The organism is Janthinobacterium sp. NKUCC08_JDC, assembly GCF_019345575.1.
GTDB classification, from domain to species: domain Bacteria; phylum Pseudomonadota; class Gammaproteobacteria; order Burkholderiales; family Burkholderiaceae_D; genus Janthinobacterium; species Janthinobacterium aestuarii.
Genome location: NZ_JAHKQW010000006.1, coordinates 114,209 through 138,904 on the forward strand (window position 1 = coordinate 114,209; position 24,696 = coordinate 138,904).

At 62.2% G+C, this 24,696-nt stretch carries 18 protein-coding genes; 10 read left to right on the top strand and 8 right to left on the bottom strand.

Going from position 1 to position 24,696, the window contains the following annotated elements; translation table 11 throughout:
• Positions 1–38: 38 nt before the first annotated feature.
• The 6 genes from KO538_RS16465 (at position 39) to KO538_RS16490 (ending at position 4,095) form a co-directional block, all read left to right on the top strand.
• Positions 39–671 carry a carbonic anhydrase gene (locus KO538_RS16465; RefSeq protein ID WP_034756156.1) on the top strand — a complete coding sequence of 211 codons (633 nt, stop codon included), beginning with the start codon at positions 39–41 and terminating at the stop codon, positions 669–671.
• A 90-nt stretch (positions 672–761) separates the two neighbouring features.
• Positions 762–1,541, top strand: coding sequence for a TatD family hydrolase (locus tag KO538_RS16470; RefSeq protein ID WP_034756159.1), 780 nt, complete (start codon positions 762–764; stop codon positions 1,539–1,541).
• 16 nt (positions 1,542–1,557) lie between these two features.
• Positions 1,558–2,208, top strand: coding sequence for an ankyrin repeat domain-containing protein (locus KO538_RS16475; protein WP_219328988.1), 651 nt, complete (start codon positions 1,558–1,560; stop codon positions 2,206–2,208).
• 253 nt (positions 2,209–2,461) lie between these two features.
• Positions 2,462–3,385 carry a methyltransferase domain-containing protein gene (locus tag KO538_RS16480; protein ID WP_034756162.1) on the top strand — a complete coding sequence of 308 codons (924 nt, stop codon included), beginning with the start codon at positions 2,462–2,464 and terminating at the stop codon, positions 3,383–3,385.
• Positions 3,386–3,485: 100 nt separating this feature from the next.
• Positions 3,486–3,734 carry a hypothetical protein gene (locus tag KO538_RS16485; protein WP_034756165.1) on the top strand — a complete coding sequence of 83 codons (249 nt, stop codon included), beginning with the start codon at positions 3,486–3,488 and terminating at the stop codon, positions 3,732–3,734.
• A 163-nt stretch (positions 3,735–3,897) separates the two neighbouring features.
• Positions 3,898–4,095 carry a hypothetical protein gene (locus KO538_RS16490; protein WP_128143192.1) on the top strand — a complete coding sequence of 66 codons (198 nt, stop codon included), beginning with the start codon at positions 3,898–3,900 and terminating at the stop codon, positions 4,093–4,095.
• 63 nt (positions 4,096–4,158) lie between these two features.
• On the opposite strand, the gene KO538_RS16495 is transcribed toward KO538_RS16490, so the two are convergent.
• Complete coding sequence (locus KO538_RS16495; protein WP_070302464.1) at positions 4,159–5,277, bottom strand: phospholipase A; 1,119 nt, start codon at positions 5,275–5,277, stop codon at positions 4,159–4,161.
• A gap of 285 nt (positions 5,278–5,562) precedes the next feature.
• On the opposite strand from KO538_RS16495, the gene fusA reads away from it, so the two are divergent.
• Both fusA and KO538_RS16505 read left to right on the top strand, forming a co-directional pair.
• On the top strand, positions 5,563–7,671 hold the full coding sequence (fusA, locus tag KO538_RS16500) for an elongation factor G (protein WP_219328989.1): 2,109 nt from the start codon (positions 5,563–5,565) through the stop codon (positions 7,669–7,671).
• A gap of 177 nt (positions 7,672–7,848) precedes the next feature.
• On the top strand, positions 7,849–8,379 hold the full coding sequence (locus tag KO538_RS16505; RefSeq protein ID WP_219328990.1) for an SRPBCC domain-containing protein: 531 nt from the start codon (positions 7,849–7,851) through the stop codon (positions 8,377–8,379).
• Between the two features lie 221 nt (positions 8,380–8,600).
• Here KO538_RS16505 and KO538_RS16510 read toward each other — a convergent pair whose 3' ends face one another.
• A complete protein-coding gene (locus KO538_RS16510; protein WP_219328991.1) occupies positions 8,601–9,044 on the bottom strand; it encodes a hypothetical protein in 444 nt (147 codons plus the stop codon).
• Positions 9,045–9,327: 283 nt separating this feature from the next.
• On the bottom strand, positions 9,328–10,242 hold the full coding sequence (locus KO538_RS16515) for an alpha/beta hydrolase (RefSeq protein WP_219328992.1): 915 nt from the start codon (positions 10,240–10,242) through the stop codon (positions 9,328–9,330).
• Between the two features lie 140 nt (positions 10,243–10,382).
• Here KO538_RS16515 and KO538_RS16520 point away from each other — a divergent pair, with 140 nt between their 5' ends.
• Positions 10,383–13,583, top strand: coding sequence for a PAS domain-containing protein (locus tag KO538_RS16520; RefSeq protein ID WP_374106858.1), 3,201 nt, complete (start codon positions 10,383–10,385; stop codon positions 13,581–13,583).
• A gap of 4 nt (positions 13,584–13,587) precedes the next feature.
• On the opposite strand, the gene KO538_RS16525 is transcribed toward KO538_RS16520, so the two are convergent.
• From KO538_RS16525 to KO538_RS16540, 4 genes are read right to left on the bottom strand one after another with little or no spacing between them, the layout of a single operon-like run.
• Positions 13,588–16,476 carry a PAS domain S-box protein gene (locus KO538_RS16525; RefSeq protein WP_219328993.1) on the bottom strand — a complete coding sequence of 963 codons (2,889 nt, stop codon included), beginning with the start codon at positions 16,474–16,476 and terminating at the stop codon, positions 13,588–13,590.
• Positions 16,477–16,483: 7 nt separating this feature from the next.
• Positions 16,484–17,674 carry a hybrid sensor histidine kinase/response regulator gene (locus KO538_RS16530; protein ID WP_034748043.1) on the bottom strand — a complete coding sequence of 397 codons (1,191 nt, stop codon included), beginning with the start codon at positions 17,672–17,674 and terminating at the stop codon, positions 16,484–16,486.
• Entirely contained in the window at positions 17,664–18,545 is an 882-nt protein-coding gene (locus KO538_RS16535) for a protein-glutamate O-methyltransferase CheR (protein ID WP_219328994.1), read from the bottom strand. The genes KO538_RS16530 and KO538_RS16535 overlap by 11 nt, the downstream gene beginning before the upstream one ends.
• Positions 18,545–22,027, bottom strand: a complete 3,483-nt coding sequence (locus KO538_RS16540; RefSeq protein ID WP_219328995.1) for a response regulator — start codon at positions 22,025–22,027, stop codon at positions 18,545–18,547. Before KO538_RS16540 ends, KO538_RS16535 begins: the two co-directional genes overlap by 1 nt.
• A 282-nt stretch (positions 22,028–22,309) precedes the next feature.
• Between KO538_RS16540 and KO538_RS16545 the strand changes: the two genes are divergently transcribed.
• Positions 22,310–22,762: an Hsp20/alpha crystallin family protein gene (locus KO538_RS16545; RefSeq protein WP_219328996.1), complete on the top strand. Its 453-nt coding sequence runs from the start codon at positions 22,310–22,312 to the stop codon at positions 22,760–22,762.
• A gap of 383 nt (positions 22,763–23,145) precedes the next feature.
• Here the strand turns inward: KO538_RS16545 and KO538_RS16550 are convergent, their stop codons facing one another.
• Positions 23,146–24,492 carry an MFS transporter gene (locus KO538_RS16550; protein WP_034748049.1) on the bottom strand — a complete coding sequence of 449 codons (1,347 nt, stop codon included), beginning with the start codon at positions 24,490–24,492 and terminating at the stop codon, positions 23,146–23,148.
• Positions 24,493–24,696 lie beyond the last annotated feature (204 nt).

A 24,696-nucleotide genomic window follows, 5' to 3' on the forward strand; every position in this document is an offset into this window, starting at 1 on the left:
AGCGATAATACCGGCTCAGATAACGATCCCTATTTATTATGCGCGACATTATTGCTGGATTCCTACGCTTCCAAAAAGAGGTTTTTCCTGAGCGCCGCGAGTTGTTCAAGACCCTGGCCACGGGACAAACCCCGAAGGCCCTGTTCATTTCCTGCTCGGACAGCCGCATGGTGCCGGAACTGGTGACGCAGCGCGAACCCGGCGAACTTTTCGTGATCCGCAACGCGGGCAACATCGTGCCATCGTACGGCCCGGAACCGGGCGGCGTCAGCGCCACGGTTGAATTTGCCGTGTCCGCCTTGAATGTAAGCGACATCGTCATTTGCGGCCATTCCGATTGCGGCGCGATGAAGGCGATCGCCACGTGCGCCTGCCTCGACCACATGCCGGCCGTGCGCAGCTGGCTGCACCATGCGGACGCGGCGCGCATGATCAACGAATCGGTCGACCATCCGACGGAACAGTCGCGCATCGATGGCATGGTGCGCGCCAACGTGGTCGCGCAACTCAATAACCTGCGCACCCATCCTTCGGTGGCCTTGGCCATGGCGCAACACCGGCTGACCCTGCACGGCTGGGTGTACGACATCGAGAACGGTTCCCTCGACGCGCTCGATGAGTCGACCGGCAACTTCGTGCCGCTCGCGGAACATCCTGCCTCGCAGATGTAATCGGCTGCAAGCCTCCGAACCGCCCCGGCAGGGGACGCGCCGCCGCCGTTCCCCTGCCAGTTTTTGCTCCCTCCGGTACAATCCCGCCTTATGTATATCGATTCCCATTGCCATATCAATTTCCCCGAGCTGGCCGCTCGCATGCCCGAGATCCTCGCCAAGATGGCGGAGAACAAGGTGACGCACGCCCTGTGCGTGTCCGTCGACTTGCCGGACTTCCCGCAGGTGCTGGCCCTGGCCGAGCAGTATCCGCATATCTTTGCGTCCGTCGGCGTGCATCCCGATTACGAGGATACGCCCGAGCCGTCAGTGGAAGACCTGGTCCGCCTGGCCGACCACCCGAAGATCATCGCCATCGGCGAGACGGGCCTCGACTATTTCCGTTTGACGGGCGATCTCGAGTGGCAGCGCGAGCGTTTTCGCACGCACATCAAAGCTTCAAGAATCACGCGCAAGCCCTTGATTATTCACACAAGAGCGGCCAGTGAAGACACGATACGCATCATGCGCGAAGAGGGGGCTGGCGTGGCCGACGGCGGCGTGGCCGGCGTTATGCATTGCTTTACGGAATCGCTGGAAGTGGCGCGCGCCGCCATCGACATGGGTTTCTATATTTCGTTTTCCGGCATCGTCACCTTCAAGAGCGCCAAGGATTTGCAAGCCGTGGCCCTGGAAGTGCCGCTCGAGCGCATCCTCATCGAGACGGATTCGCCGTACCTGGCGCCCGTGCCGTTCCGCGGCCGCATGAACGAACCGGGCTATGTAGCCCACGTGGCGGAATACCTGTCGACCCTGAAAGGCATCCCACTGGAGCAGGTGGCGCGCCAGACGACGGACAATTTCTTCAAGTTATTCAATCAGTTGCCATAACTTCTTAAGGTCAGACATGATGAAAAAACTCGCGCTGGCGATGCTGCTGTGCTGCGCTAGCGCCAGCCACGCGGCGCCGGAACCGGATGCCTTCTTCCGTGCCGTGTCCGTCAACAACGCCAGCGGCGTGCGCGACATGCTGGCCGAGGGCATGAACCCGAACCAGCCCGACGCGCAGCGCGGCGACATTCCCCTCGTGCTGGCCTTGCGCGACGATGCGGACCGGGTTTTCAAGGTGCTGCTCGACGCACCCGGCATCGACATCGAAGCCCGTTCGGCCAACGGCAACACGGCGCTGATGATGGCCGCCTATAAACACAAGCAGGACGCCGTGAACGCCTTGCTGGCCAAGGGCGCCAAGGTCAACCAGAGCGGCTGGACGGCGCTCCACTATGCGGCCTCGGCAGGCGACTTGCCCATCATGAAGATTTTATTGGGCCGCGACGCCGTCGTCGATGCGCGCGCGCCCGCCAACGTCACGCCGCTGATGTTCTCCGCTCGCGAGGGGCAGGAGGGTGCCGTCAAGCTGCTGCTGTCGTGGGGAGCGGACGCCAGCCTGAAAAGCGACCATGGCTGGACTGCCGCGCAGTTCGCCCAGGCCGGCGACAAGCCGGGTGTGGTCGCCATCATCGAAGCGGCACAGAAGGCGCGCGCGGCCAGAAAGTAATCTTCTGGCAATATTTTCCATGCCAGCGCTGAAATTGGCATGGAATTGCCTCTCAGCTCAGCCCTTTGTTCTCCGTGCCGATTAACGATAATGATCGTGTCGCATTAATCAGGAGATTTTTCGCATGGGCAATCACATCAACGTCAGGCGCCGGCTGGTTTGTCGCCGCCCCTCGCGCAGCCCGTGCGATAACACTGCTTTCTGGAATGACAAAACCGATCGGCCATCGGAGCCAGACTCCAAGAGGACAGACATGCTGAATGAACGAGAAATCGAGAGTTGTTATCTGGGGCAATTTATCCCCGTCCATTACCACCACAATATGTTGATGGACCAGAACCGCATGCACGGGTTCAAGTCGGCGATCGATTACGCGGTGAAGCCTGGCATGAAAGTGCTGGAGCTGGGCGGCGGCACGGGTGTGCTGTCGTGGTTTGCGGCCGCGCGCGCCGACAAGGTGTGGTGTGTGGAGTTCAATCCGGACATGGTCAAGGAAGCGCGCAAGATGCTGGCGCTCAATCCCAACGGTGAAAAAGTCGAAGTCGTCCACGCGGACGCCTTCGAATACCTGCCGCCCGAGCCCGTCGACGTGGTCATCTGTGAAATGATCCATGTCGGCATGCTGCGCGAAAAGCAGGTGGAAGTGATCGAATCGTTCAAGCGCCGCTACCTGGCCCGCTTTGGCGGCCCGCTGCCCATCTTCCTGCCCGAAGCCGTCATCATGGCCGTGCAGCCGATGCAGCAGGAATACGATTTCGAGGGCTTTTATGCGCCCATCGTGCAATTCCAGGAAACCACGGCCATCCACCCGGGCGTGCAGGAGCTGGCGCCGCCTTCCGTCTACAGCATCATCGACTTCAGCCAGCCGACGGACAGCGTCTTCGGCTTCGACGGCAAGTTCGTCGTCGAGCGCAGCGGCACCCTGAACGCCTTGCGTTTCGTCACCAAAAACATCCTGGCCGTCGTGCCCGAGCGCTCGACCACGATCGACTGGCTGAACCACTACATGTGCTTGCCGCTGGCCACGCCGGTGGCCGTGAAGGCGGGCGACGTGCTGCAAGTGAGCTTCCAGTACCGCGCCGGCGGCTCGATTCCTTCGCTGGAAACATCGATCCGCGCGCAGGTGATCTATGACGTGAACCTGCAGCCTGTTACGCAGAACGCCGTCTACGCCTGAGTGTCATTAACGTAAAGGCAACGCCGCAGCGATTTCGTCCTGCGGCGTTTGTCCATTCAGGGTATATTTCGTCTTTTACCCACTGGACAGCTTTACTATCATGGAACAGATCGATCAGCGTTACCTCGTGCAACAGAACAAAATCAGCGATGGCGAGACCAAGCCGCCTGTGTTTGCCAAGGTAATGCGCAGCAAGGAAGGCGTGTTTGAAGGCGTGTCCTTCATCAAGTCGAAGGACAAGGCCTCCATCCTGACCATCGAAGATGCCAACCAGGCCATCAAATGGGCCACCAGCAAGAAGCCGAATGCGCATGAATACATCACGAAAGTGATTTGCGTCGGTCAATAAAGGTATCCGCAGGCGCCGTTCATTCCCGTTTTTGCACCGTTCATCCCCCCAGCACGCAGTTCATCGCACGGCCGTTGCCGCCGTGGCGGCGCTTGCATATAGTGGCCTCACGGTAGCGGGGCAAGCACGGCTTGCTCCGCACATTTCATTCTAGGGGGACGCAATGCTGGGATTTGTGCTGTGGCTGCTGCTCTTGCTCGTATGCTGGCCCCTGGCCTTGCTGGCCCTCGTGCTGTATCCGCTGGCCTGGCTGCTGTTGCTGCCATTCCGCTTGATCGGCATCGGCGTGGAAGGCGTGTTTGAATTGCTGCGCGCCATCGTCATGTTGCCGGCCCGCGTGCTGGGCGGCGGCCCGCGATAAACCAGATATTTTCCATAAAAAATGGCGCCCTCGGCGCCATTTTTGTTTGCGGTACTGCTTGGCTTACAGGTCGACCATGAAACCGGCGCCGATCGATTTCTGCGAATAGTTGTAGTCGATCAAGCTCTGGCCATAACCGGAGAACAGTTGCAGATAGCCTTTCAGGTTGGCCTTCAATGGGAAAGCCCAGCTTGCCTGCATGGAGCCATGCTTCTTGCTGAAATTGCGGCGGGCCGTCACGGCATACTCGTGGCCCTTGTTGCGGTAGCTCACGCGCAAGTCGCCATGCCCCAGGTAATCGGTGATGTCGATATTATCATTGTCGGTCTTGCCATTGTCGAGGCGGTGCCAGACACGGGCCGTGACAGCCAGATTGTCTTTTTCCATGCCCAGTTCGGCATACACGCGGTTCCAGCTGCGCGATAGCGTCGACGTCTGACCGTTGGACTGGTGCACGAGGCCGAAGTTCAGGTAATTGAATTCCACGCCCGCGAAATTCTTGTTGATCGGCATGATCAGCATCAGTTCCGGCTGGTAATTGGTCTCGCGGAACGGGCTCGAGGCCTTGCGGTTATACGCTTGCCAGAAACTTTGCTGCGTGTAGCCGAACCACATGTCGAGCGGCGTGCCGGCGATGTCTTCCAGCAGCTTCATCTTGAAGCTCAGCTGGAACGTCAGTTCCACATGCTGGCTCTTGATGCCGGCCGGCGTGAAATCCTGGAACGGCTCGTCGTTGGACGCATCGCTGTAATTGGCCAGCAGCAGATAGGTGTCGCGGTGCGGGCGGAAGTTGAACAGGCCGCGTTTCGAGGCCTCGTTGAGTTCCCACGATTGCTGGGTGCGCGAAATCGGCGCTTCCGGCGGCGCCGCGCCTGTCTGTGCGACGGCAGGAATGGCCGCGTTGACAGCGTCCGGCGTGGCCACGCCAGGCGGACTGACGGGAGTGATGGGGGCGGCCTCGGCTGCCGCTGCCAGGGTGACGGCAGCGGTGGCGGAATCACCGCCGGCCGCGATGGTGGCTTTTTCCGCCGCCTTGGCCAGGGTGTCGAAGCACCCCAGGCGGGCGCTGGCGTCGCCAAGCACGGCGCAACGCTGCATTTGCTGTTCCAGTTCGCCGGCCATGGCCAGCGCCGGCGATGCCAGCAGGGAAGAGAGGATTATTTTTCTTAGTTGGATAGTCATAGGCTGAGTAGGGCATGTCGTTCGGTGCGCACCTGGGCTGCATGCCGGCGGCGTCGCCTTGCATGGCCGGATGCCATGCGTATTGATTTTTATTAATCTTTGTTGAATTAAAGTTCAAAAATTAACGTCTGGAAGTATAGCCGAATCCGCAATTAGTCTCCGTGCGCCTGACGTGTGTGCGCCTGCCAGTGTTGCGTGCATGGTAAACAGCCCGCTGCCGTGCCGGCCAAATCGATGTCTGCTACACTGGAAAACCGGGTGCCGGGGCTAGCCATGGAGATTGTGATGACCCGCAAAACACCTATCGAGCGCTACCGCAACATCGGCATCAGCGCCCATATCGATGCCGGCAAGACCACCACCACCGAGCGCATCCTGTTTTATACGGGGGTCAATCACAAGATCGGCGAAGTGCACAATGGTGCCGCCACCATGGACTGGATGGAGCAGGAACAGGAACGGGGCATCACCATCACCTCGGCCGCCACCACGGCCTTCTGGAAAGGCATGGCCGGCAACTTCCCCGAACACCGCATCAACATCATCGATACGCCCGGCCACGTGGATTTCACGATCGAGGTCGAGCGTTCGATGCGCGTGCTCGACGGCGCCGTGATGGTGTATGACGCCGTCGGCGGCGTGCAGCCGCAGTCGGAGACCGTCTGGCGGCAAGCCAACAAATATCACGTGCCGCGCATCGCCTTCATCAACAAGATGGATAGGGTGGGGGCCGATTTCCTGCGCGTGCGCAAGCAGATCGCCGATCGCCTGAAGGGCGTGGCCGTGCCCATCCAGTTGCCGATCGGCGCCGAAGACCATTTCACGGGCGTGATCGACCTGTTGAAAATGCGCGCCATCACCTGGGACGACGCCAGCCAGGGCGTGCAGTTCAGCTATGGCGAGATTCCCGCCGAGCTACAGGCGCAGGCACAGCAGTGGCATGAGCACATGGTCGAACACGCGGCCGAAGCCAGCACGGAGATGACGGAACGCTATCTGAATGGCGACACCTTTACGGAAGCCGAGCTCAAGCAAGCCTTGCGCGCGCGTACCATCCGCAACGAAATCGTGCCCATGCTGTGCGGCAGCGCGTTTAAAAACAAGGGCGTGCAGGCGATGCTCGACGCCGTCATCGAATACCTGCCGTCGCCCATGGAAGTGCCGCCCATCATGGGCCATGACGAGCACGATAACGAGGTGGAGCGCCATCCCACGGACGACGAGCACTTTGCCGCGCTCGCCTTCAAGATCATGACGGACCCGTTCGTGGGGCAATTGACGTTCTTCCGCGTGTATTCGGGTGTGGTGAACTCGGGCGACATGGTCTACAACCCCACCAAGAGCGCGCGCGAGCGGCTGGGGCGCATCCTGCAGATGCATGCGAACGAGCGCAAGGAAATCAAGGAAGTGTATGCGGGCGACATCGCCGCCGCCGTGGGCCTGAAAGCCGTCACCACGGGCGACACCTTGTGTGCGCTCGATCACATCATCGTGCTGGAAAAGATGATCTTCCCGGAACCCGTGATTTCGCAGGCGGTCGAACCGAAGACCAAGCCTGACCAGGAAAAGATGGGCATCGCCCTGAACCGCCTGGCGCAGGAAGACCCGTCGTTCAAGGTGCATACGGACGAGGAATCGGGCCAGACCATCATGTCGGGCATGGGAGAATTACACCTGGAGATACTGGTCGACCGCATGCGCCGTGAATTCGGCGTGGAAGCCAATGTCGGCAAGCCGCAGGTGGCGTACCGCGAAACCATCACACGTGCGGTGGAAGACGTGGAGGGCAAGTTCGTCAAGCAATCGGGCGGACGGGGCCAGTACGGCCACGTGGTGCTGAAACTTGAACCCTTGCCGCCAGGCACCGGCTACCAGTTCGTCGATGCCATCAAAGGCGGCGTGGTGCCGCGCGAATTCATCCCCGCCGTCGACAAGGGCATCGTCGAAACCTTGAAGTCGGGCGTGCTGGCCGGCTATCCGGTCGTCGACGTGAAGGCAACGTTGACCTTTGGCTCCTACCACGACGTCGATTCGAACGAAAACGCGTTTCGCATGGCCGGTTCCATCGCCTTCAAGGATGGCATGCGCAAAGCCCATCCCGTGCTGCTCGAACCGATGATGCAGGTGGAGGCGGAAACGCCGGAAGAGTTCATGGGCAACGTCATGGGCGACCTGACGGCTCGCCGCGGCATGGTGCAGGGCGTCGACGACGTCCCCGGCGGCGCGGGACGCATCGTCAAGGCCCTCGTGCCGCTGGCGGAAATGTTCGGTTACTCGACAACGCTGCGTTCGCTGACGCAGGGCAGAGCCACCTACACGATGGAATTCAAGCACTATGCGGCCGTGCCCAAGCATATCCTCGACCAGGTGGCATCTGCTGGCAAAGCGAAGTAGGTCGGATTAGGCCCAGCGGGCCGTAATCCGACACCATCGTTGGCCTGAACCGCTGGTGATGGTGTCGGCTTACGCGCTGTGCGCTAACCCGACCTACGCTCAAGATGGCGTACGGGCCTTTCCCATTTTCGGCGCCACTGTTACATTAACTGCCAGTCCACCAACACAGGAGAGAGCATGGCCACCGCAGAACAGAAGCAGGAAGGACAGCACCGCGACAGCAGCGACTTTGTCATCACGCAGACTTTCGACGCACCACGCGAACTGGTGTTCCGCTCATGGGTGGAACCGGAGCGCCTGGCGCAATGGTGGGGCCCCGTCGGCTTCGAATTGAGCGTGCTGGCGCTGGATCTCAAACCGGGCGGTGTTTTCCACTACGGCATGCGCGCCGACAATGGCTACGAGATGTGGGGCAAGTTCACTTACCAGTCTATCGAAGCGCCCGAACGCATCGTTTCCATCCTGTCGTTTGCCGACAAGCAGGGGAACGCCGTGCAGCACCCCGTCAGCGCTACTTGGCCGCTGGAATCGTTCAATGTCATGACCTTGACCGAGGAGAATGGCAAGACGACGATGACGTTACGGTCCACGCCGCACAAGGCGACGGATGAGCAGCATGAGACTTTTGTCGAGGGGCATGAGTCGATGACGCAGGGGTTCAGGGCGACCTTCGCCCAGCTAGCCCAGTACCTGGCGCGTGTTCAGTGATCGTATTGTTTTGATTGCTTAAAAACGGCGGGCCAGAGCCGCGGGCCTGAGAAAATGTCCATGGCTGCGTTGCTTGGGCTCGCCGTACATGCGTACTGTCTTCGCCCGCGCGCCTTGCCCTGGCCATTTTTCAGGCTCGCTGGGCCCGGGGAGCCTTTGTTTGAGGCGCGGGTGGGTTCTTGCTATAGTTGTCAGTTGAGTAACATCTGGTATCGGTCAATTCAGACTTCGACGTGCCGAACAGGCAAACCATTTAGCAGGGCCGTCTCGTACACGCGTTTTGCCAAGTCTTCATCTTCAATCAACAGTACCCTATGGTTTAATCTATTTGTCGACAGGTATCGCACTGCGTTGACTGGCTCCTCCAGCACAATCAGTTCTTCTTTGCGAGCGAGGGCGGCAATGGTGCGGGCTTCCTTTGATTCAAATTCCCCTAAGGAAAATACCTGGCAGCCATGCAGTCGTGCCGTTACTTGCTGGAGAGGTAGTGTCTTGAATTCTTCTACTATCTTTCTTGCGGACATGCGTTCTCGTGCCGATCCGCCGGTTATGGAGAACTGCAAAGACAGCGCGATATTGTTGCCTGCGATGTACGTGAGTTCCCAACCTGGCTGAGAACCGTCCCACAGATATTGATACTGGTGCATATCGTCGTGTTTCGTCATGATTAAAGGCGCATTCTCAGTCAGATCACCGATGCCGTGGCGCCGGATACCATAGTGCTTAGCATGCGCCAGAACATCCCGCTGCCTTGTGTGTGGATTGTTGCCTGTTCCTCATGTTCCAGCTCGTCCCTGAGGATTGCTCTAATGGCGCCAGTTGCATCATCGCCGTCGCTCAACATGGAGAGTAGGTGCCGCAGATGCTGATGGCCGCTTGCTCTCCCGCATGGTTCACCTTCATTGCCCGGTTCGAAAACTGCGTATTCGCATGCATTGATCGCGTACCTTATTGATTCTTGTCGTTCTCCATCCCCAACATCCCCCGAACCACCACCAAAATCATCTCCCAAGCATTCGACGTCGCCGCAATCTCGTCATAGTGACTTGCCCCCGGCAAAATCAGCACCTCCGCATGGTCACCGGCTTTCACGGCTTTCGCTGCGTAATCGTGTGCCACGCGGGGCGGGGAGATGGTGTCCAGTTCTCCCGTGACAAGGACGGTGCGGCTGCCGTTGGGGATCAGGTCGGCGGCGTTGGTGTCGCTGTAGATGTCGGGGCGCTCGGTGCTGGCGCTGCCTGCCAGCTGGGCGATGTCGCGCTCGCAGCTGGTCTTGATCAAGTCCTTTTCATGGCGCAGGTCGGCCAGGCCGCCCAGGCTGACGATGTTTTTGACTGGCAGGAACTTGTCGCGGTACAGGGGGCTGGTCTTTGGCAGTTTTTCCCGTCCGGCGATCCATTGCACCAGCTGGCCGCCGGCCGAGTGGCCCATCGCCAGGATGCGATTCACGTCCAGCTGGTATTGGGGCGCGTGCTGCTGCAGGCTGTCGAGTGCCGCGTGCATGTCTTCGTAGGTGCCCGGATAGCCGCCGCCCGGCTCGTCGACGCGCCGGTACTCGACATTCCACACGGCGATGCCTTGCGCGACGAGGGCGCCGGCCACGTTGCGCATCTGCTTGATGCCGCCAAAGGCCACCGTCCAGCAGCCGCCATGCACGAGCACGACGACGGGGAACGGGCCGCTGCCGTCGGGTAGGAACAGCTGCGCGTATTGCGACGGCGCGGGGCCATAGGCGATCTGCGCCGTGGGCGGGGGGCCGTTCAGGGCCAGGTAGTCGTCCAGGCTCATGGGGGCAGCGACGGCGCCGTGGGCACAGGCGAGCAGGGCGGTGGCGATCAGGGAGGACGGCAAGGAGGTAGGCATGCTGGAATTCGCTTGAGAAGAGAGCAACACTTTAGCATAGCGGCACGTGCAAGTAGAGATCAAGCGATGCGCTGTTTTCCTCCTGCAAGAGGGTTGCCCCATGGTATATTCCGGGCATCAGTTTTCCCCTTATCGACACGGTGCACGCAAACAACATTCTTTCCTTGCTGGACGCCGAGCATAGTGCGCTGGGCAGCATTGCGGCAGGCGCTGACCTGGCCCACGCATTGGAGCATTTGTTGCTGGCGCTGCAAGCGCTGGCCGACGGCGGCGCCCATGCCTGCCTAGTGCTGATCGACGAGTCCGACCGCTTTTGCGGCTTGTCCGCGCCCAGCCTGCCACAAGACCTGTGCCTGGCCTTGCGCCACGGCGGCGAACAGCCATCCCCGTTCGGCACGGCGGCCTTTTCCGGCGCGCCCGTGTATTGCGGCGATATCACGCGCGACGTGCACTGGAGCGCGGCGCGCAAGGAAGCCTTGCTGCACGGCTACCGCGCCTGCTGGGTTGCCCCCATATTCGGCGCCAAAGGGCATATCCTGGGCGTGCTGGGCCTGTTTTTCCAGGTGACATGCCATCCCACGCAACCGGAGATCGAACTGCTGGCGCTGGCCGCGCGCGTGGCCGCGCATGTCATCGAGCGGGGCCAGCTGGAACAGGCGCTGCACGACAGCCGCGAACACTTTCATTACGCCATCGAACTGAACACGCAAGTGCTGTGGACGGCCGATATCGACGGCAAGCTCGACTATGTCGCGCAGCGCTGGCGCGAATGGACGGGCGGCAACGGCCTGGGCACCAACTGGCTGGAAGCCATCCACCCCGAAGACATTCCCCATTCCTTGGCGGCCTGGAGCGAAGCGGTGGGCAGCGGCCAGCCTTTCGACCAGGAAATGCGCGTGCGCCGGCAGGATGGCCAGTACCGCTGGGTGCATTCGCGCGCATATTGCCGCCGGGACGAACGCGGCCAGGCCGTGAAATGGTATGGCTCGTGCGAGGATATCGACGAACATTGGCAGGCGCGCAATGCCTTGCTAGACAGCGAGGCGCAGTTCCGTTCGCTCGCGTCCACCATGCCCAACCAGGCCTGGCTCGCGCATGGCAGCGGCGCCACCTACTGGGTCAACGAACAGGTGTGCGAATACACGGGACAATCGATGAAGTCGCTCGTGTCCAGCGGTTTCCGCCACTGCGTGCATCCAGACGACGTGCAGACCACGCAGAGAAGCTGGGACCGGGCCGTCGCCACCGCCAGCGCCTATGAACAGGAGTTCCGCATGCGCCGCGCCAGCGATGGCGCCTACCGCTGGTTCCTCGCGCGCGCCTTGCCCCTGTTCGACGAGGCGGGCAAGGTGCTGCGCTGGGTGGGCACGAATACGGACGTGCAGGAACAGAAGAACGTGCTGGAAAAGATGGCCTACCTGAATTCCTCGCTGGAAGTGGAAATGGCCAACCGCACGGCCGACCGCGACCGCATGTGGCGGCTGTCGACCGACATCATGCTGGTGGCCGATCTGTCCGGCATGATCATCGCCGTCAATCCCGCTTGGAGCAAGATACTCGAGCGCCCGGAAGTCGAATCGCTGGGCATGGACTTCATCAGCCTCGTGCATCCCGACGACCGCATGGCAGCCTTGCAGGACTTGTCGCGCCTGGCCCATGGCGCGCCCACCTTGCGCATGGAAAACCGCTACCGGCGCCGCGATGGTGGCTACCGCTGGATTTCCTGGACGGCCGTGCCGGCGCAAAAGCTGATCCATGCCATCGGCCGCGACGTCACCGATGAAAAAGAGGCGCGGCTGGCGCTGGTGCGCAGCGAGCAAGCTTTATTGCAGGCGCAAAAGCTCGAATCGATCGGCAAGCTGACGGGTGGCGTGGCCCACGATTTCAATAACGTCCTGCAGATCATTTCCGGCAATTTGCAGTTGCTGAAACTGACGGTGGCCGACAATCCGCAGGCGGCCCGCCGCCTCGATTCGGCCGCCTCGGCCGTCGAGCGGGGCGCCAAGCTGTCGTCGCAGCTGCTGGCCTTTGCGCGGCGCCAGCCGTTGAAACCGCTGGTGACGGACCTGGGCCGGCTGCTGCGCCGCATGCATGAGCTGATCCGCCGCGCGCTGGGCGAGGCGATTACCGAAGAAACCTTCATCAGCGACGGCCTGTGGCATACGCTGGTCGACCCGAACCAGATGGAAAACGTGCTGCTGAACATGGCCATCAATGCGCGCGATGCGATGGACAAGGGCGGGCGCCTGACTTTTACCCTAAGCAACGTCACGCTCGACGCCGCCTACGCCAGCCAGCATGCGGACGTGCTGGAAGGGCAATACGTGCTGCTGACCATCACCGACACGGGCCATGGCATGGAGCGCGACGTGATCGACCAGATATTCGAGCCCTTCTTCACCACCAAGCGCGAAGGCGAGGGCACTGGCCTGGGCCTGTCCATGGCGTACGGCTTCATCCGCCAGAGCGCGGGCCACATCAAGGTGCACAGCGCGCCGGGCGCCGGCACGACGTTCAAGATTTATCTGCCCCGTTCGTTGGAAAAACTGGCCGAACCGCCACCGAGCCTGACGGGCCCCGTGCTGGGCGGTGGCGAGACCATCCTCGTCGTGGAAGACGATGCGCCCGTGCAGCACACGGTGGTCGATATGCTGCGCGGCCTCGGCTACGACGTGCTGCATGCCGATGACGGCGCCTCGGCCCTGGCCCTGCTGGGCACGGGCGTGGCCATCGACCTGCTGTTTACGGACGTGGTCATGCCCGGCCCCGTCAGCAGCAAGGAACTGGCACAGCAGGCCAGGCTGCTGCTGCCGGAACTGGCCGTATTGTTTACCTCGGGCTACACGCACAACGCCATCATGCAGGGCGGGCGGCTGGACCCGGGCGTGGAGCTGTTGAGCAAACCGTACCAGCGCGAAGACCTGGCGCGGCGCATCCGCCATTTGCTGGCCGACCGCCGCCTCGTGGGCGCGCCCGACCCGTCCGGGCGGCGCATCCTGCTGGTGGAAGACAATGACGATGCGCGCGAAATGACGACGGAAATGCTCAATATGCTGGGGCACACCGTGCACGGCGTGGCCAGCGCGGAAGCGGCCATGCCGCTGTTGGCCATGCCGGGCCTGGACGTGCTGGTGACGGACATCAGTCTGCCCACGATGTCCGGCCTGGAACTGGCGCGCCATGCGCGCGCGCACTGGCCGCAGCTGGACGTGGTGTTTGCTTCCGGACACGACTGGGGCGCCAGCCTGATGCAGGACGCCAGCGCCCGTTTCCTGCGCAAACCGTTTGGCCTGGAAGAACTGGCCAGCGCACTGAAGGCGCGCCGGCTCGACGTTTACTAAACAGTTAGGCTGGCGCCAGCAAGGCTTGCTGCAACTGCTCGACGCTAAATGGTTTGACGAGGAAGCGCGCCTGCGGGTCCAGCACGCCGGAATTGGCCGGCGCATGGCCGGTGGAAAACACCACTTCCAGCTGCGGCTGCTCGCGGGCCGCCAGCTCGGCCAGCTCGACGCCCGACATCCGCGGCAGGCTGATATCGGTCAGCAGCAGTTCCAGTCCCGGCGTGCCCAGCAGGGGCAAGGCTTCTTCGGCCGTGCCCACGGCCAGCACCGTGTGGCCCAGCATGGCCAGCAGGTCACCTGTCATCGCGCGCGCGTCCGCATTATCTTCCACCAACAAAATATGTCGTCCCGCCGGCTGTGCGGGTGCGGCTGGTTGCGGCGGCGCCAGCTGCGCGCGGTACTGGTGCAGGGCCGTCACGTGGCGGCCATTGGCCAGCAGGTGGCGGATGCGCCGCGCCAGGTCTTCGCGCCGGTACGGTTTGCTCAACAACTCCACGCCCGGTTCCAGCCGGCCGCCCTGCATCATGGCGTCCTGCGTGTAGCCCGAGGTAAACAACACGGCCAGCTGCGGCAGCAGCACGCGGGCCTGGCGCGCCAGCGCCGTGCTGGCCACCTTGCCTGGCATCACCACGTCCGTAAACAGCAGGTCGATGGGCACGCCGCTGCCGATGACGGCCAGCGCGCTTTCGCCATCGCTGGCGCGCAGCACGACGTAACCGAGGCCGCGCAGCATGTCGACCACCGTCGTCTGCACCTGCACATCGTCTTCCACGACAAGGATGGTTTCCTTGCCGCCCAGCACGGGGCCGTCCAACTGCAGCGGCAGTTCCGTTTCCGCTTCCAGCGAGCGCGGCAGGTAGATGCGGAAGGTGCTGCCATGGCCAGGCAAACTGTCCACCGTCAGGTGGCCGCCGCTCTGGCGCAGGAAGCCGTAGGCCATGGAAAGGCCCAGGCCCGTGCCTTCGCCTTCTTTCTTTGTCGTGAAGAACGGCTCGAAAATCTTGTCCAGCAGCTCGGCCGGAATGCCCGCGCCCGTATCCGAGACGGCCAGCAGCACGTAGTCGCCGGGCGCCACGTCCGCATGGCGGGCCGCGTAATCGCTGTCCAGCACGATGTTGCTCAGCTCGATGGTCAGCTGGCCCTGGCCATCCATGGCGTCGCGCGCATTGATGGCCAGGTTGAGGATGACGTTTTCCAGCTGGTGCGGGTCGACCAGAGCACGCCAGCAGTCGTCGGCCAGCAGCCAGCGCGTTTCGATGGTTTCGCCCGTGGCGCGCCGCAGCAGCTCTTCCGTCGAGTGCAGCAGCTGCGCCAGGTCCGTCACCAGCGGTTTCAATGGCTGGCGCCGCGCAAAGGCCAGCAGCTGGGCCGACAGCTTGGCACCCCGTTCCACGGCGGCCGAGGCGCTGGCGATGCGCTTGGCGGCCAGCGGGTCGCTGTCCAGGCTCAGCTGCAGTAGTTGCAGATTGCCCGAGATAATTTGCAGCACGTTATTGAAATCGTGGGCCACGCCGCCCGTCAGCTTGCCCAGCGCTTCGAGCTTTTGCGATTGCAGCAGGGCCATCTCGCTGTGGCGCAACGATTCCTGCATGAGGCGCAAGGTGTTTTGCGCCTCTTTTTCCACGGTGACATGGCGCCCGGTGGCAAATATCAGGTCGCCTTCGGTGGCCGTCACCCACGACAGCCAGCGGTGGCCGCCATCGCGGTGCCGGTAGCGGTTTTCAAAGCTGGGCCTGGCCTCTTGCGTCACTTGCGCCAGCGCCTGGCGCGTGACGGCCGCATCTTCGGCCAGCACGAAGTCGAACAGGCTGCGGCCCAGCATTTCCTCGGGCAGCCAGCCCAGGATGGCGCCGGCGGCCGGGTTGACGGCGGCAAAGCAGCCTTCGGCATCGATGGCCACCATCAGGTCTTGCGCGCTGCGCCACAGGCGCTCGCGCTCGCTGTTGCGCGCGGCCAGTTCCGCTTCCAGCTTCTTTTCCACGGTAATGTCGCGCGCGCTGCAATACACCTTCTCGCCCTCGGGCACGGCCACCCACGACAGCCAGTGCCAGCCGCCCAGCTTGTGGCGGTAGCGATTTTCGAAGCGCAGCGCCGGCTGGCCCTGGTTGGCCGCATCCCAGGCCGCATAGGTGCGCGGCAAGTCGTCCGGATGGATCAGCTCAAAAAATTTCGTCGTGCGGATTTCCTCGCTAGACCAGCCCAGGGTGGCTTGCCAGGCGGGGTTCGAGTGTTCGAAATAGCCGTCGAGGTTAAGCACGCCCAGCAAGTCGGGACTGACGTTCCAGGTGCGGCCGAATTCGCGCGTGCGCTCGGCCACTTGCGTTTCCATGCTGGCAGTCAGGGCGCGCAAACGCGATTCAGCCCGGGCCCGCAAAATGGTCGACCAGACGCGTTCCGACACTTGCACGGCCAGTTCGATCTCGTCCGCATGCCACAGGCGCGCCGCGCTGCTGTGCACGACGAACAGGGCCGCCAGCTGGCCATCCTTGGCAATCGGAATGTTCAGGAAGGCACGGATGCCAAGACGCGCGAACGCGGCCAGCGCGGCCGGCATGGCTGTGCGCGGGTCGCTTGCCACATCGCTGACGGCCAGCGCCTGGCCGGTGGCAAGCGCATCGGCCAGGCGGGCCGCATAATCGCCGAGGAAATACTCGCCGGCGGCGCCCGGTGCCAGACCATCGCTCCACGCATGCTGCAGGGTGGGGCACTGTAGGGTCTGGTCGATATCGAAACAGGCCACTTGCTGGGCGCCCAGGCGCTGTCCCAGCAGCTGCGCCGACAGGGAAAGAATCTCGCCCGTGTCTTGCAGCAGGCGCAGCCGGCGTTCCAGTTGCAGCAAAAAGGCGACGCCGCTGGCGCCGGCCTGGCTGCGGGGGACGGGTGTGCTGGTCATGCCGGCCTCAGCTGCCGGCCAGCGGCAGGGTGACGCTGAACAGGGCGCCATTGCCGGGCTGGCTTTGCAAGGTGATGGCGCCGCCATGCGCATCGACCAGCTGCTTGGTGATGAACAGGCCCAGGCCCAGTCCGCCTGTGCGGTCCTGGTGCATGACGCGCTCGAACGCGTCGAAAATGCGCTCCTGGTCGCGCGCGTTGATACCGATGCCATGGTCGCGCACTTCGATGACGGCGCTGTTCTGCGTGTGCGCCAGGCTGATTTCCACGGGCTGGCCCTGGCCGTAGCGCACGGCATTGCTGATCAGATTGACAACGATCTGTTCGACGCGGAAGGCGTCCCAGAAGCCGTGGATGGGCTCGAAGGCCATCACTTCCAGTACGCTGCCCGTGGCGGCCGCATACGGGCCCAGGTCGTCCGCCACGCGCCGCACGAGGCAAGTCAGGTCGACGGCTTCGCGGCGGATCGACAGCTTGCCGCTGGTGATGCGCGACACGTCGAGCATATCGTCGATCAGGCGCACCATGCTGCGGATTTGCCGCCCGTCGCGTGCCACCATCTTGCCCAGCTTGTCCGGCTCGAAGGCGGCCAGGTTGCCCCGTTCGAGGTTGACGGTGCGCATCTGCGTTTCCAGGAACAGCGTGTTCAACGGCGTGCGCAGTTCGTGCGCCACCATGGACATGAATTCATCGCGCAGGCGCAGCGAGCGCTGCAGTTCAGCCTGCGTGGCGCGCAATTCCTTCAATAACGCTTCCTGCTGCTGGCGGCTGTGCTCGAGCGCCTGCACCTGGCGCCGCGTCTCGCTGCGCTGCTGGTGCAGGGCGACAAACACGTTGACCTTGCTTTGCACGGCATTGATGTCGAGCGGCTTGTGCAGGAAATCGACGGCGCCGCTTTCATAGCCCTGGAAGGAAAAATTCATTTCCTTGCCGGCCGCCGTGACGAAGACGATGGGGATGTGGCGCGTCTTTTCCGTGCCGCGCATCAATTGCGCCAGCTCAAAGCCATCCATCTCCGGCATTTGCACGTCGAGGATGGCCAGCGCGAAATCGTGCTCGAGCAGCAGGGCCAGCGCTTCTTCGCCGGACGAGGCCTGATAGACGCTGCGGTCGCTTTCGCGTATCAGCGCGTTGAGCGCGCGCAAGTTCTCCGGCAAGTCGTCGACGATCAGCAGTTTGGTGCTTGTTTCATTCATCATGTTTCATTCCTGGCATGTGCCGTCCAGCGTAGTGGGAAGCGGCGTGCGACGGCGCACGCTTGCGGTAGAGCTTTTCAGGACCCGGCAATGGCTCGAAGTCGGGGGCAAAGCGCGTGAAATGCGTGCTTTCCTTGCTGCCCAGTCCCAGGAATCCCCGGTGGCACAGCGAATCGTGGAACAGGCCCAGGGCCCGTTCCTGCAAGGTTTTATTAAAGTAAATCAAGACGTTACGGCACAAAATCAATTGCGTTTCAATAAACACGCTGTCCGTGGACAAGCTGTGGTCGGCAAAGTTGATTTTGTCGAGCAGACGCTGCTGGAAACGTGCCGTGGCATGCTCGACCATGTAATAGTCGGCCAGCTGGCCCAGGCCGCCCGCGGCCAGGTAGTTGGCGCCATATTCTTCAAGCCGGTGCAGCGGATAGGCGCCGCGCGCGGCCGTGGCCAGCGCTTGTGGATTAATATCGGTGGCGTAGATCGTGCTGCGTTCGAGCAAGCCTTCCTCGTGCAGCACGATGGCCAGCGACAGCGCTTCTTCCCCCGTGCAGCAGCCGGCCACCCAGATGGTCGGCGACGGGTAGGTTTTCAGCACGGGCACCACGTGTTCACGCAAGGCGCGGAAAAATGCGGGGTCGCGGAACATTTGCGTGACGGGCACGGTCAAAATCTGCAGCAGGTCGCCAAAGGCGGCCGGGTCGTCCAGCACGCGCTGCTGGAGGGCAGGCACATCTGCACAATGCAAGCGGTCTAGCGCATGATTGAGGCGGCGCCGCTGCGAGGGCAGGGAATAGTCGCGAAAATCATAGCTGTAGCGCTGGTACAGCGCTTCCATCAGCGCGTGCAGCTGCGCGTCCGTGGTGCGCTGGGACATCAGATGCGTTCCATCTTCGGCATCCACACGCGCAGCAGCGAATACAAACGATCAAGGTCGATCGGCTTGGCCAGGTAATCGGACGCGCCCGCCTGCAGGCATTCTTCCTGGTCATTCTTCATGGCCTTGGCCGTGATGGCGATAATCGGCAGCTTGTTGTAGCGGCCATCGGCGCGGATCAGGCGGGTCGCTTCCAGGCCATCCATGCCCGGCATCATGACATCCATCAGCACGAGGTCGATATCGTCCACGCTGTTGAGCTTGCTGATGGCTTCGAAGCCGTTGCGGCCGATTTCCACCACCACGCCTCGCTGTTCCAGCGCATTGGTGAGGGCAAAGATATTGCGCACGTCGTCGTCCACGAGCAAGATCTTGCGTCCTTCAAACACGCGTTCGCGGCTGCGCACCTGCTGCAGCATGCCCTGGCGCTCGCTCGACAGTTCCGATTCCACCTTGTGCAGGAAGAGGGTGACTTCGTCGAGCAGGCGTTCGGGCGAACGGGCACCCTTGATGATGATCGAGCGCGAATACTTCATCAGGTCCGCTTCTTCCTCGCGGCTCAGGTTGCGGCCCGTGTAGACGATGACGGGCGGGAACGAGCACAGCTCTTCATGCTCCATGCGTTCGAGCAATTCGTTGCCCTGGATATCGGGCAGCTTCAAGTCGATGATCATGCAGTCGAAAATCTGCGTTTTGAGCAATTCCAGCGCCTGCTCGCCCAGCGCCACGGCCGTGATCTCCACGTCGTCGTCGCTGATCAGGTGCACCACGCTTTCGCGCTGGCGTTCGTCGTCCTCTACCAGCAGGATGCGCTTCATCTGCTGCGTGAATTTCGATTCGAGCTTGCGGAACACTTCCTTCAGCTGCTCGCGTGTGCGCGGCTTGGTGGCGTAGCCGATGGCGCCCAGCTGCATCGCTTCCTGGATCTGGTCGTTGCCAGACACAATGTGCACAGGAATGTGGCGCGTCAGCGGGTTTTCCTTGAGCTGCTGCAAGACCAGCAAGCCCGGACGGTCCGGCAAGCCCATGTCGAGCAGGATGGCGTCGGGCAGGAATTCCTCGGCCAGGCGCAAGCCTTCATCGGCGCCGTGCGCCACCAGGCAGCGGTATTGCATTTCATGCGCGAGGTCGAACAGGATGCCGGCAAACGACGGTTCATCCTCGATCACCAGCACGGAACGCTGGCCCGTCTTGGCGGCCGGCACGCTGTCGCGGTCATCTTGGAAGGTGGGCAGCGGCACGGGCTTGGCGGCGGGCGCCGGCCTGGGCGCGGCGGCCGCGATTTTTGCAGGCGCTTGCAGCACTGCGGCCGGGGCCGGCTCTGCTTCCACGGCGCGCTCCGGCATGACGGCCGGCAGCACCAGGGTAAACGTGCTGCCCTGGCCTGGCGTGCTGGCCAGCTCGATGCTGCCGCCCAGCAAGGCGGCCAGGTCGCGCGAAATCGACAGGCCCAGGCCCGTGCCGCCATAGCGGCGGCTGGTGGTGCCGTCGGCCTGGTGGAAAGCGTCGAAAATCTTGTGCTGCTGGTCGTCGGCAATGCCGATGCCCGAATCCTGCACCTGGAAGCGCACCTGGCCATCCGCGCCGCTGCTCACGTGCAAGCTCACGGTACCCGTATCGGTAAACTTGATGGCGTTCGACAGCAGGTTTTTCAGGATTTGCTCGAGGCGCTGGCGGTCGCTGACGAGCGACGGCGGCGTATCCGGCGCTATCTTGACGCTCAGTGTCAGTTTCTTTTGCTGGGCCTGGGCGCCAAACAGCATTTTCATGCTGCTGAGCAGTTCGTCGAAAGGCACGCTTTCCGGCGTCAATTCCAGCTTGCCCGCCTCGACCTTGGAAATGTCGAGGATATCGTTGATGAGGGTGAGTAAATCGTTGCCGGCCGAATAGATGGTTTGCGCAAACGTCACTTGCTCCGGCGTCAGGTTGCCGCTGGTGTTGTCCGACAGCAGTTTCGACAGGATCAGCGAGCTGTTCAGCGGCGTGCGCAGCTCGTGCGACATGTTCGCCAGGAATTCGGACTTGTAGCGGCTGGCCCGCTGCAGCTCTTCCGCGCGCGCTTCTAGTTGCGCGTGCGCCTGGACGATGGCCATGTTTTTCTGGTCCAGCGACAGCGCCTGCACGGCCAGCTGCCCGTTCGACTGCTCGAGCGCCGCCTTTTGCTCTTCCAGGTGGGCTTGCGACTGTTCCAGCACGCGCGACTGCTCGCCCAGCTCTTCATTGGCTGTGCGCAGTTCTTCCTGCTGCACTTCCAGTTCTTCATTCAGTTGCTGGGTTTCTTCGAGCACATTTTGCAGGCGCTGGCGGTACAGGGCCGCCTCCAGCGAGGTGCCGACGTTTGCCGCAATCAGGTTCAGCCATTCCTTGGCGCGGGCGCTGACGGGATGCGTAAAGCCCAGTTCGATGACGCCGTTGACGACGCCTTCATTGTTGACGGGCGCCAGGACCAGTTCCAGCGGCGCGCCGCGGCCCAGGCTCGACGTCACGGTCAGGTAGTTCTCGGGCACTTGCTGCACATGCTTGAGGCGCTTTTCGCGCGCCGTCTCGCCCACCAGGCCTTCGCCCACCTTGAACACCTGTTTTTCCTTGACGCCCTGTTCGTTGAAACCGTACACGGCCGTGCGGCGCAGGCTGCCATCCTCGTCGACGACGTACAGGGTGGCGATGGCCACGTCGAGGCGGTGGGCGAGGAAATCGAGCACGTGCCGTCCCAGTTGCGGCAAGCCCAGCTGGCCGCTCGTGTGGGCCGCCAGTTCCGTCTGCCCCGTGCGCAGCCACGCTTGCTCCTGCAGCACGTCGTTGTCCTTGCCGCGCTGCTCGAGCGCATCGTTGTAGATATCGGAAAGGCGCAGCAGTTCGCGCCGTCCCAGGTAGGCGAGCAAGCCCGACAATCCCAGGCTGAGGATGAGGAATACGACGACGGCCAGCATGGTGCGGCTTTCGGCCGTATCGGCCCGTTCCTGGCGCAGCCGCTGTTCCATGGACAGGAAGGCGAGGAATTCGCGGCGGATTTCGTCAAACTCCAGCTTGCCTTCGCCCTGGCGCACGCGCGCGAGGAATTCCTGGTTGTTGCGGCGCTGTGCGATCACGCCTTCGGCGTAATCGAGCCACTGGCCTTGCAGCGCGCGGATGCGGCGCAAGCGGTCCACCTGGATGGGGCTGTCAGATACCAGGTCCAGCAGGGTGGTCATTTCCACGGCGATCTTGGCCTTGCCCGATTTATACGGCGCAAGGAAAGTTTCATCGCCCGTCAGCAGATAGCCGCGCATGCCCGTTTCCAGGTCGACCGACAATTTCATGACTTCATTTGCATTGCCGATCACCCGTTCGGAATGCTCGACCGAGCGCAAGGCCGACAGCAGGTAGGCGATCAGGGCGACGAACACGAGGGCCGTGACGACCCCGATGACCAGTGGCAAGGTCACGTTGCGGGCGAGGATGCGGCGAAAGCTGAAGGAGTCGATCGGGGTCTTGGTATTCATCATGTCCGTGTAAGGCTGTCGCGAAAAAATCAATTTTAATTGAAATGCAAGATTTCTGGTGGTCAAGCATAGCGTGCGCTAGCATAACAGCCTTGGGGCATTTTTCGCAGGCGCAAGGTAGTGCAATGCGGGGCAGCGCACAGATGAAGGTAGAGGAAAAATCAAGCTGGCCACGATTGAGGCAGATCAAAGAGATTGGTTGTTGACATCCTAAGATGCAGGAGGTGGCGACGTCCAAGCGGACGGCCGCCGTGTGCAAACCAGCCCATGCAGGAGGACATCATGGCTAATCAACTGATCCGTCGCGATCCGCAAAACCCGCTAGCACGTTTCGACCCGTTCAGCGACATGGAAGAATTCATGCACGACTTTTTCGCACCCGCCTTGCGCTTGCGCGATGGCGGTTCGGCACGCATGCGTGTCGACATTTCCGAAACCGAACAAGCCTATCAGGTACAGGCGGACATTCCGGGCGTCAACAAGGACGATATCAAGGTCTCCATCGACGGCAGCCGCGTCTCCATCAGCGCCGAACTCAAGGATGAGCGAGTGACGCGCGACGGCGGCGGCAAGACCGTGCGCAGCGAACGCGAGTACGGCCAGCAGTACCGCAGTTTCGTTCTGCCGCACGAGGTGGACGAGGCCGGCGCGCAGGCCCGCTATGAAAATGGCGTGCTGCTGCTGGACTTGCCGAAGAAGGAAGGCACGGGTGGGCGGCAACTGTCGATACAGTGAGCCGGGCCGGGCCGGGTTTTAGCTGCGTAGGTGAGATTAGCGCAGCGCAATCCGGCAATCTTCGTGGCGGCGCCTGTCGGCTTACGCCCTGCGGGCTAAGCCGACCTACGAAAAAACGCCGGACGGTGCCGGCGTTTTTTGGGGTGTTACGGGTGGCGGGGCGCTGCCACCCCAGTTGCCTCTCTATATATGTCAGTTTTAGCTGCGTAGGTCAGATTAGCGCAGCGTAATCTGGCCATCTTCGTGGCGGCGCCTGTCGGCTTACGCCCTGCGGGCTAAGCCGACCTACGAAAAAACGCCGGACGGTGCCGGCGTTTTTGGGGTGTTCCGGGTGGCGGCGCGCTGCCACCCGGATTGCCTCTATATATATGTCAGTCTATATGTCAGTCGCGGATTTCCAGCGCCCTGTTCAGGCTCAGCGCGGCCAGCGAGGCGACGGCACCCGACAGCAGGTAGAAGCTGACATAGGCGAGGCCGAAGTTGGCCGACAGGCCCAGCGCCACGAGCGGTGCGAAGCCGGCACCGACCAGCCAGGCCAGGTCGGACGTCAGGGCCGCGCCCGTGTAGCGGAAGCGGGCAGGAAAGTTGGCCGTCACGGCGCCGGCTGCCTGGCCGTAGGACAAGCCCAGCAGGCTGAAGCCCACGAGGATGAAGACGTCCTGGCCCGTATTGCCGCCACCCATCAGGGTTGGCACGAAGGCGCTGAAGATGGCGATCAGCACGGCCAGCACGCCCAGCGTGGTGCGGCGGCCCACTTTATCGGCCAGCACCCCGGAAATCACCACGCCGACGGCGGCCAGCACGGCGCCCAGCATCTGGATTTGCAGGAAGTCCGAAGCGGAACGCGTCTGGTAGACGGAAATCCACGACAGCGGGAAGACGGTGACGAGGTGGAACAGGGCGTAGCTGGCCAAAGCGGCGAGGGCGCCGATCAGCACGTTGCGGCCCTGGCCGCGGCTCATTTCAAACACGCTCACGGGCTGCAGTTCGCGTTCGTCGAGCAGGCGCGCATATTCATTCGTCGACACGAGGCGCAGACGGGCAAACAGGGCTACCACGTTGATGGCGAAAGCCACATAGAAAGGATAGCGCCAGCCCCAGTCGAGGAAGTCTTCATCCGTCAGGGTGGTCAGCATGAACCAGAACAGGCCGGCGGCGATCAGGAAGCCGACCGGTGCGCCCAGCTGGCCCAACATGGCGTACCAGCCGCGCTTGTTTTCCGGCGCGTTCAGTGCCAGCAGCGAAGGCAAGCCATCCCACGAACCGCCCAGCGCCACGCCCTGGCCAATGCGCAGCACGGACAGCCAGATGATGGCGGCAAAGCCCAGGTGCGAGTAGGTCGGCAGGAAGGCGATGCCGGCCGTCGACACGCCCAGCAGGAAGAGGGCGAATGTCAGCTTGGCGCTGCGTCCCATGCGGCGCTGGATCTCCATGAAGATCACGGTGCCGAACGGACGGGCGATGAAGGCGAACGAAAAGATCAGGAATGCATATAATGTACCCTCCAGGCGTTCTTCAAACGGGAAGAAGACGCGTGGAAACACCAGCACCGAGGCGATGGCGTAGACAAAGAAGTCAAAGTATTCGGAAGCGCGGCCGATGATCACGCCGACGGCGATCTCACCGGGGTCGATATGCGATTCGACCGTGCCGGCCCCGCGTGCGTCGCGCAGGGAGTGGGGGGAAAAGTCGGCGGGTACATCCCCGCTGTGTATGCGCGTGCTGGACATGATGATCGTCTCCAATATAGTTTCGAGTTCGGCCAACGCGTAACATACCCCGGGTGTCTCACGCCCGGAGTAGGACTATTCAATAGATAGCTGTAGGAAAACTCCGCAGCCACCCAGTGAAAATCCGAGCAAGGGGTAGGACAAAACGTCCAATTGCCAACGCGCTCCAGTGAGAATACAGTACCATATCTTCATCCCCTGTAC

Coding starts and splice junctions, on each gene's coding strand:
- KO538_RS16485 (WP_034756165.1), top strand. CDS start 3,486: ATGGAACAGATCGATCAGCGTTACCTCGTGCAACAGAACAAAATCAGC.
- KO538_RS16515 (WP_219328992.1), bottom strand. CDS start 10,242: ATGCCTACCTCCTTGCCGTCCTCCCTGATCGCCACCGCCCTGCTCGCC.
- KO538_RS16540 (WP_219328995.1), bottom strand. CDS start 22,027: ATGAATACCAAGACCCCGATCGACTCCTTCAGCTTTCGCCGCATCCTC.
- KO538_RS16530 (WP_034748043.1), bottom strand. CDS start 17,674: ATGATGAATGAAACAAGCACCAAACTGCTGATCGTCGACGACTTGCCG.
- KO538_RS16465 (WP_034756156.1), top strand. CDS start 39: ATGCGCGACATTATTGCTGGATTCCTACGCTTCCAAAAAGAGGTTTTT.
- fusA (WP_219328989.1), top strand. CDS start 5,563: ATGACCCGCAAAACACCTATCGAGCGCTACCGCAACATCGGCATCAGC.
- KO538_RS16525 (WP_219328993.1), bottom strand. CDS start 16,476: ATGACCAGCACACCCGTCCCCCGCAGCCAGGCCGGCGCCAGCGGCGTC.
- KO538_RS16470 (WP_034756159.1), top strand. CDS start 762: ATGTATATCGATTCCCATTGCCATATCAATTTCCCCGAGCTGGCCGCT.
- KO538_RS16550 (WP_034748049.1), bottom strand. CDS start 24,492: ATGTCCAGCACGCGCATACACAGCGGGGATGTACCCGCCGACTTTTCC.
- KO538_RS16490 (WP_128143192.1), top strand. CDS start 3,898: ATGCTGGGATTTGTGCTGTGGCTGCTGCTCTTGCTCGTATGCTGGCCC.
- KO538_RS16495 (WP_070302464.1), bottom strand. CDS start 5,277: ATGACTATCCAACTAAGAAAAATAATCCTCTCTTCCCTGCTGGCATCG.
- KO538_RS16510 (WP_219328991.1), bottom strand. CDS start 9,044: ATGACGAAACACGACGATATGCACCAGTATCAATATCTGTGGGACGGT.
- KO538_RS16505 (WP_219328990.1), top strand. CDS start 7,849: ATGGCCACCGCAGAACAGAAGCAGGAAGGACAGCACCGCGACAGCAGC.
- KO538_RS16475 (WP_219328988.1), top strand. CDS start 1,558: ATGATGAAAAAACTCGCGCTGGCGATGCTGCTGTGCTGCGCTAGCGCC.
- KO538_RS16545 (WP_219328996.1), top strand. CDS start 22,310: ATGGCTAATCAACTGATCCGTCGCGATCCGCAAAACCCGCTAGCACGT.
- KO538_RS16535 (WP_219328994.1), bottom strand. CDS start 18,545: ATGTCCCAGCGCACCACGGACGCGCAGCTGCACGCGCTGATGGAAGCG.
- KO538_RS16480 (WP_034756162.1), top strand. CDS start 2,462: ATGCTGAATGAACGAGAAATCGAGAGTTGTTATCTGGGGCAATTTATC.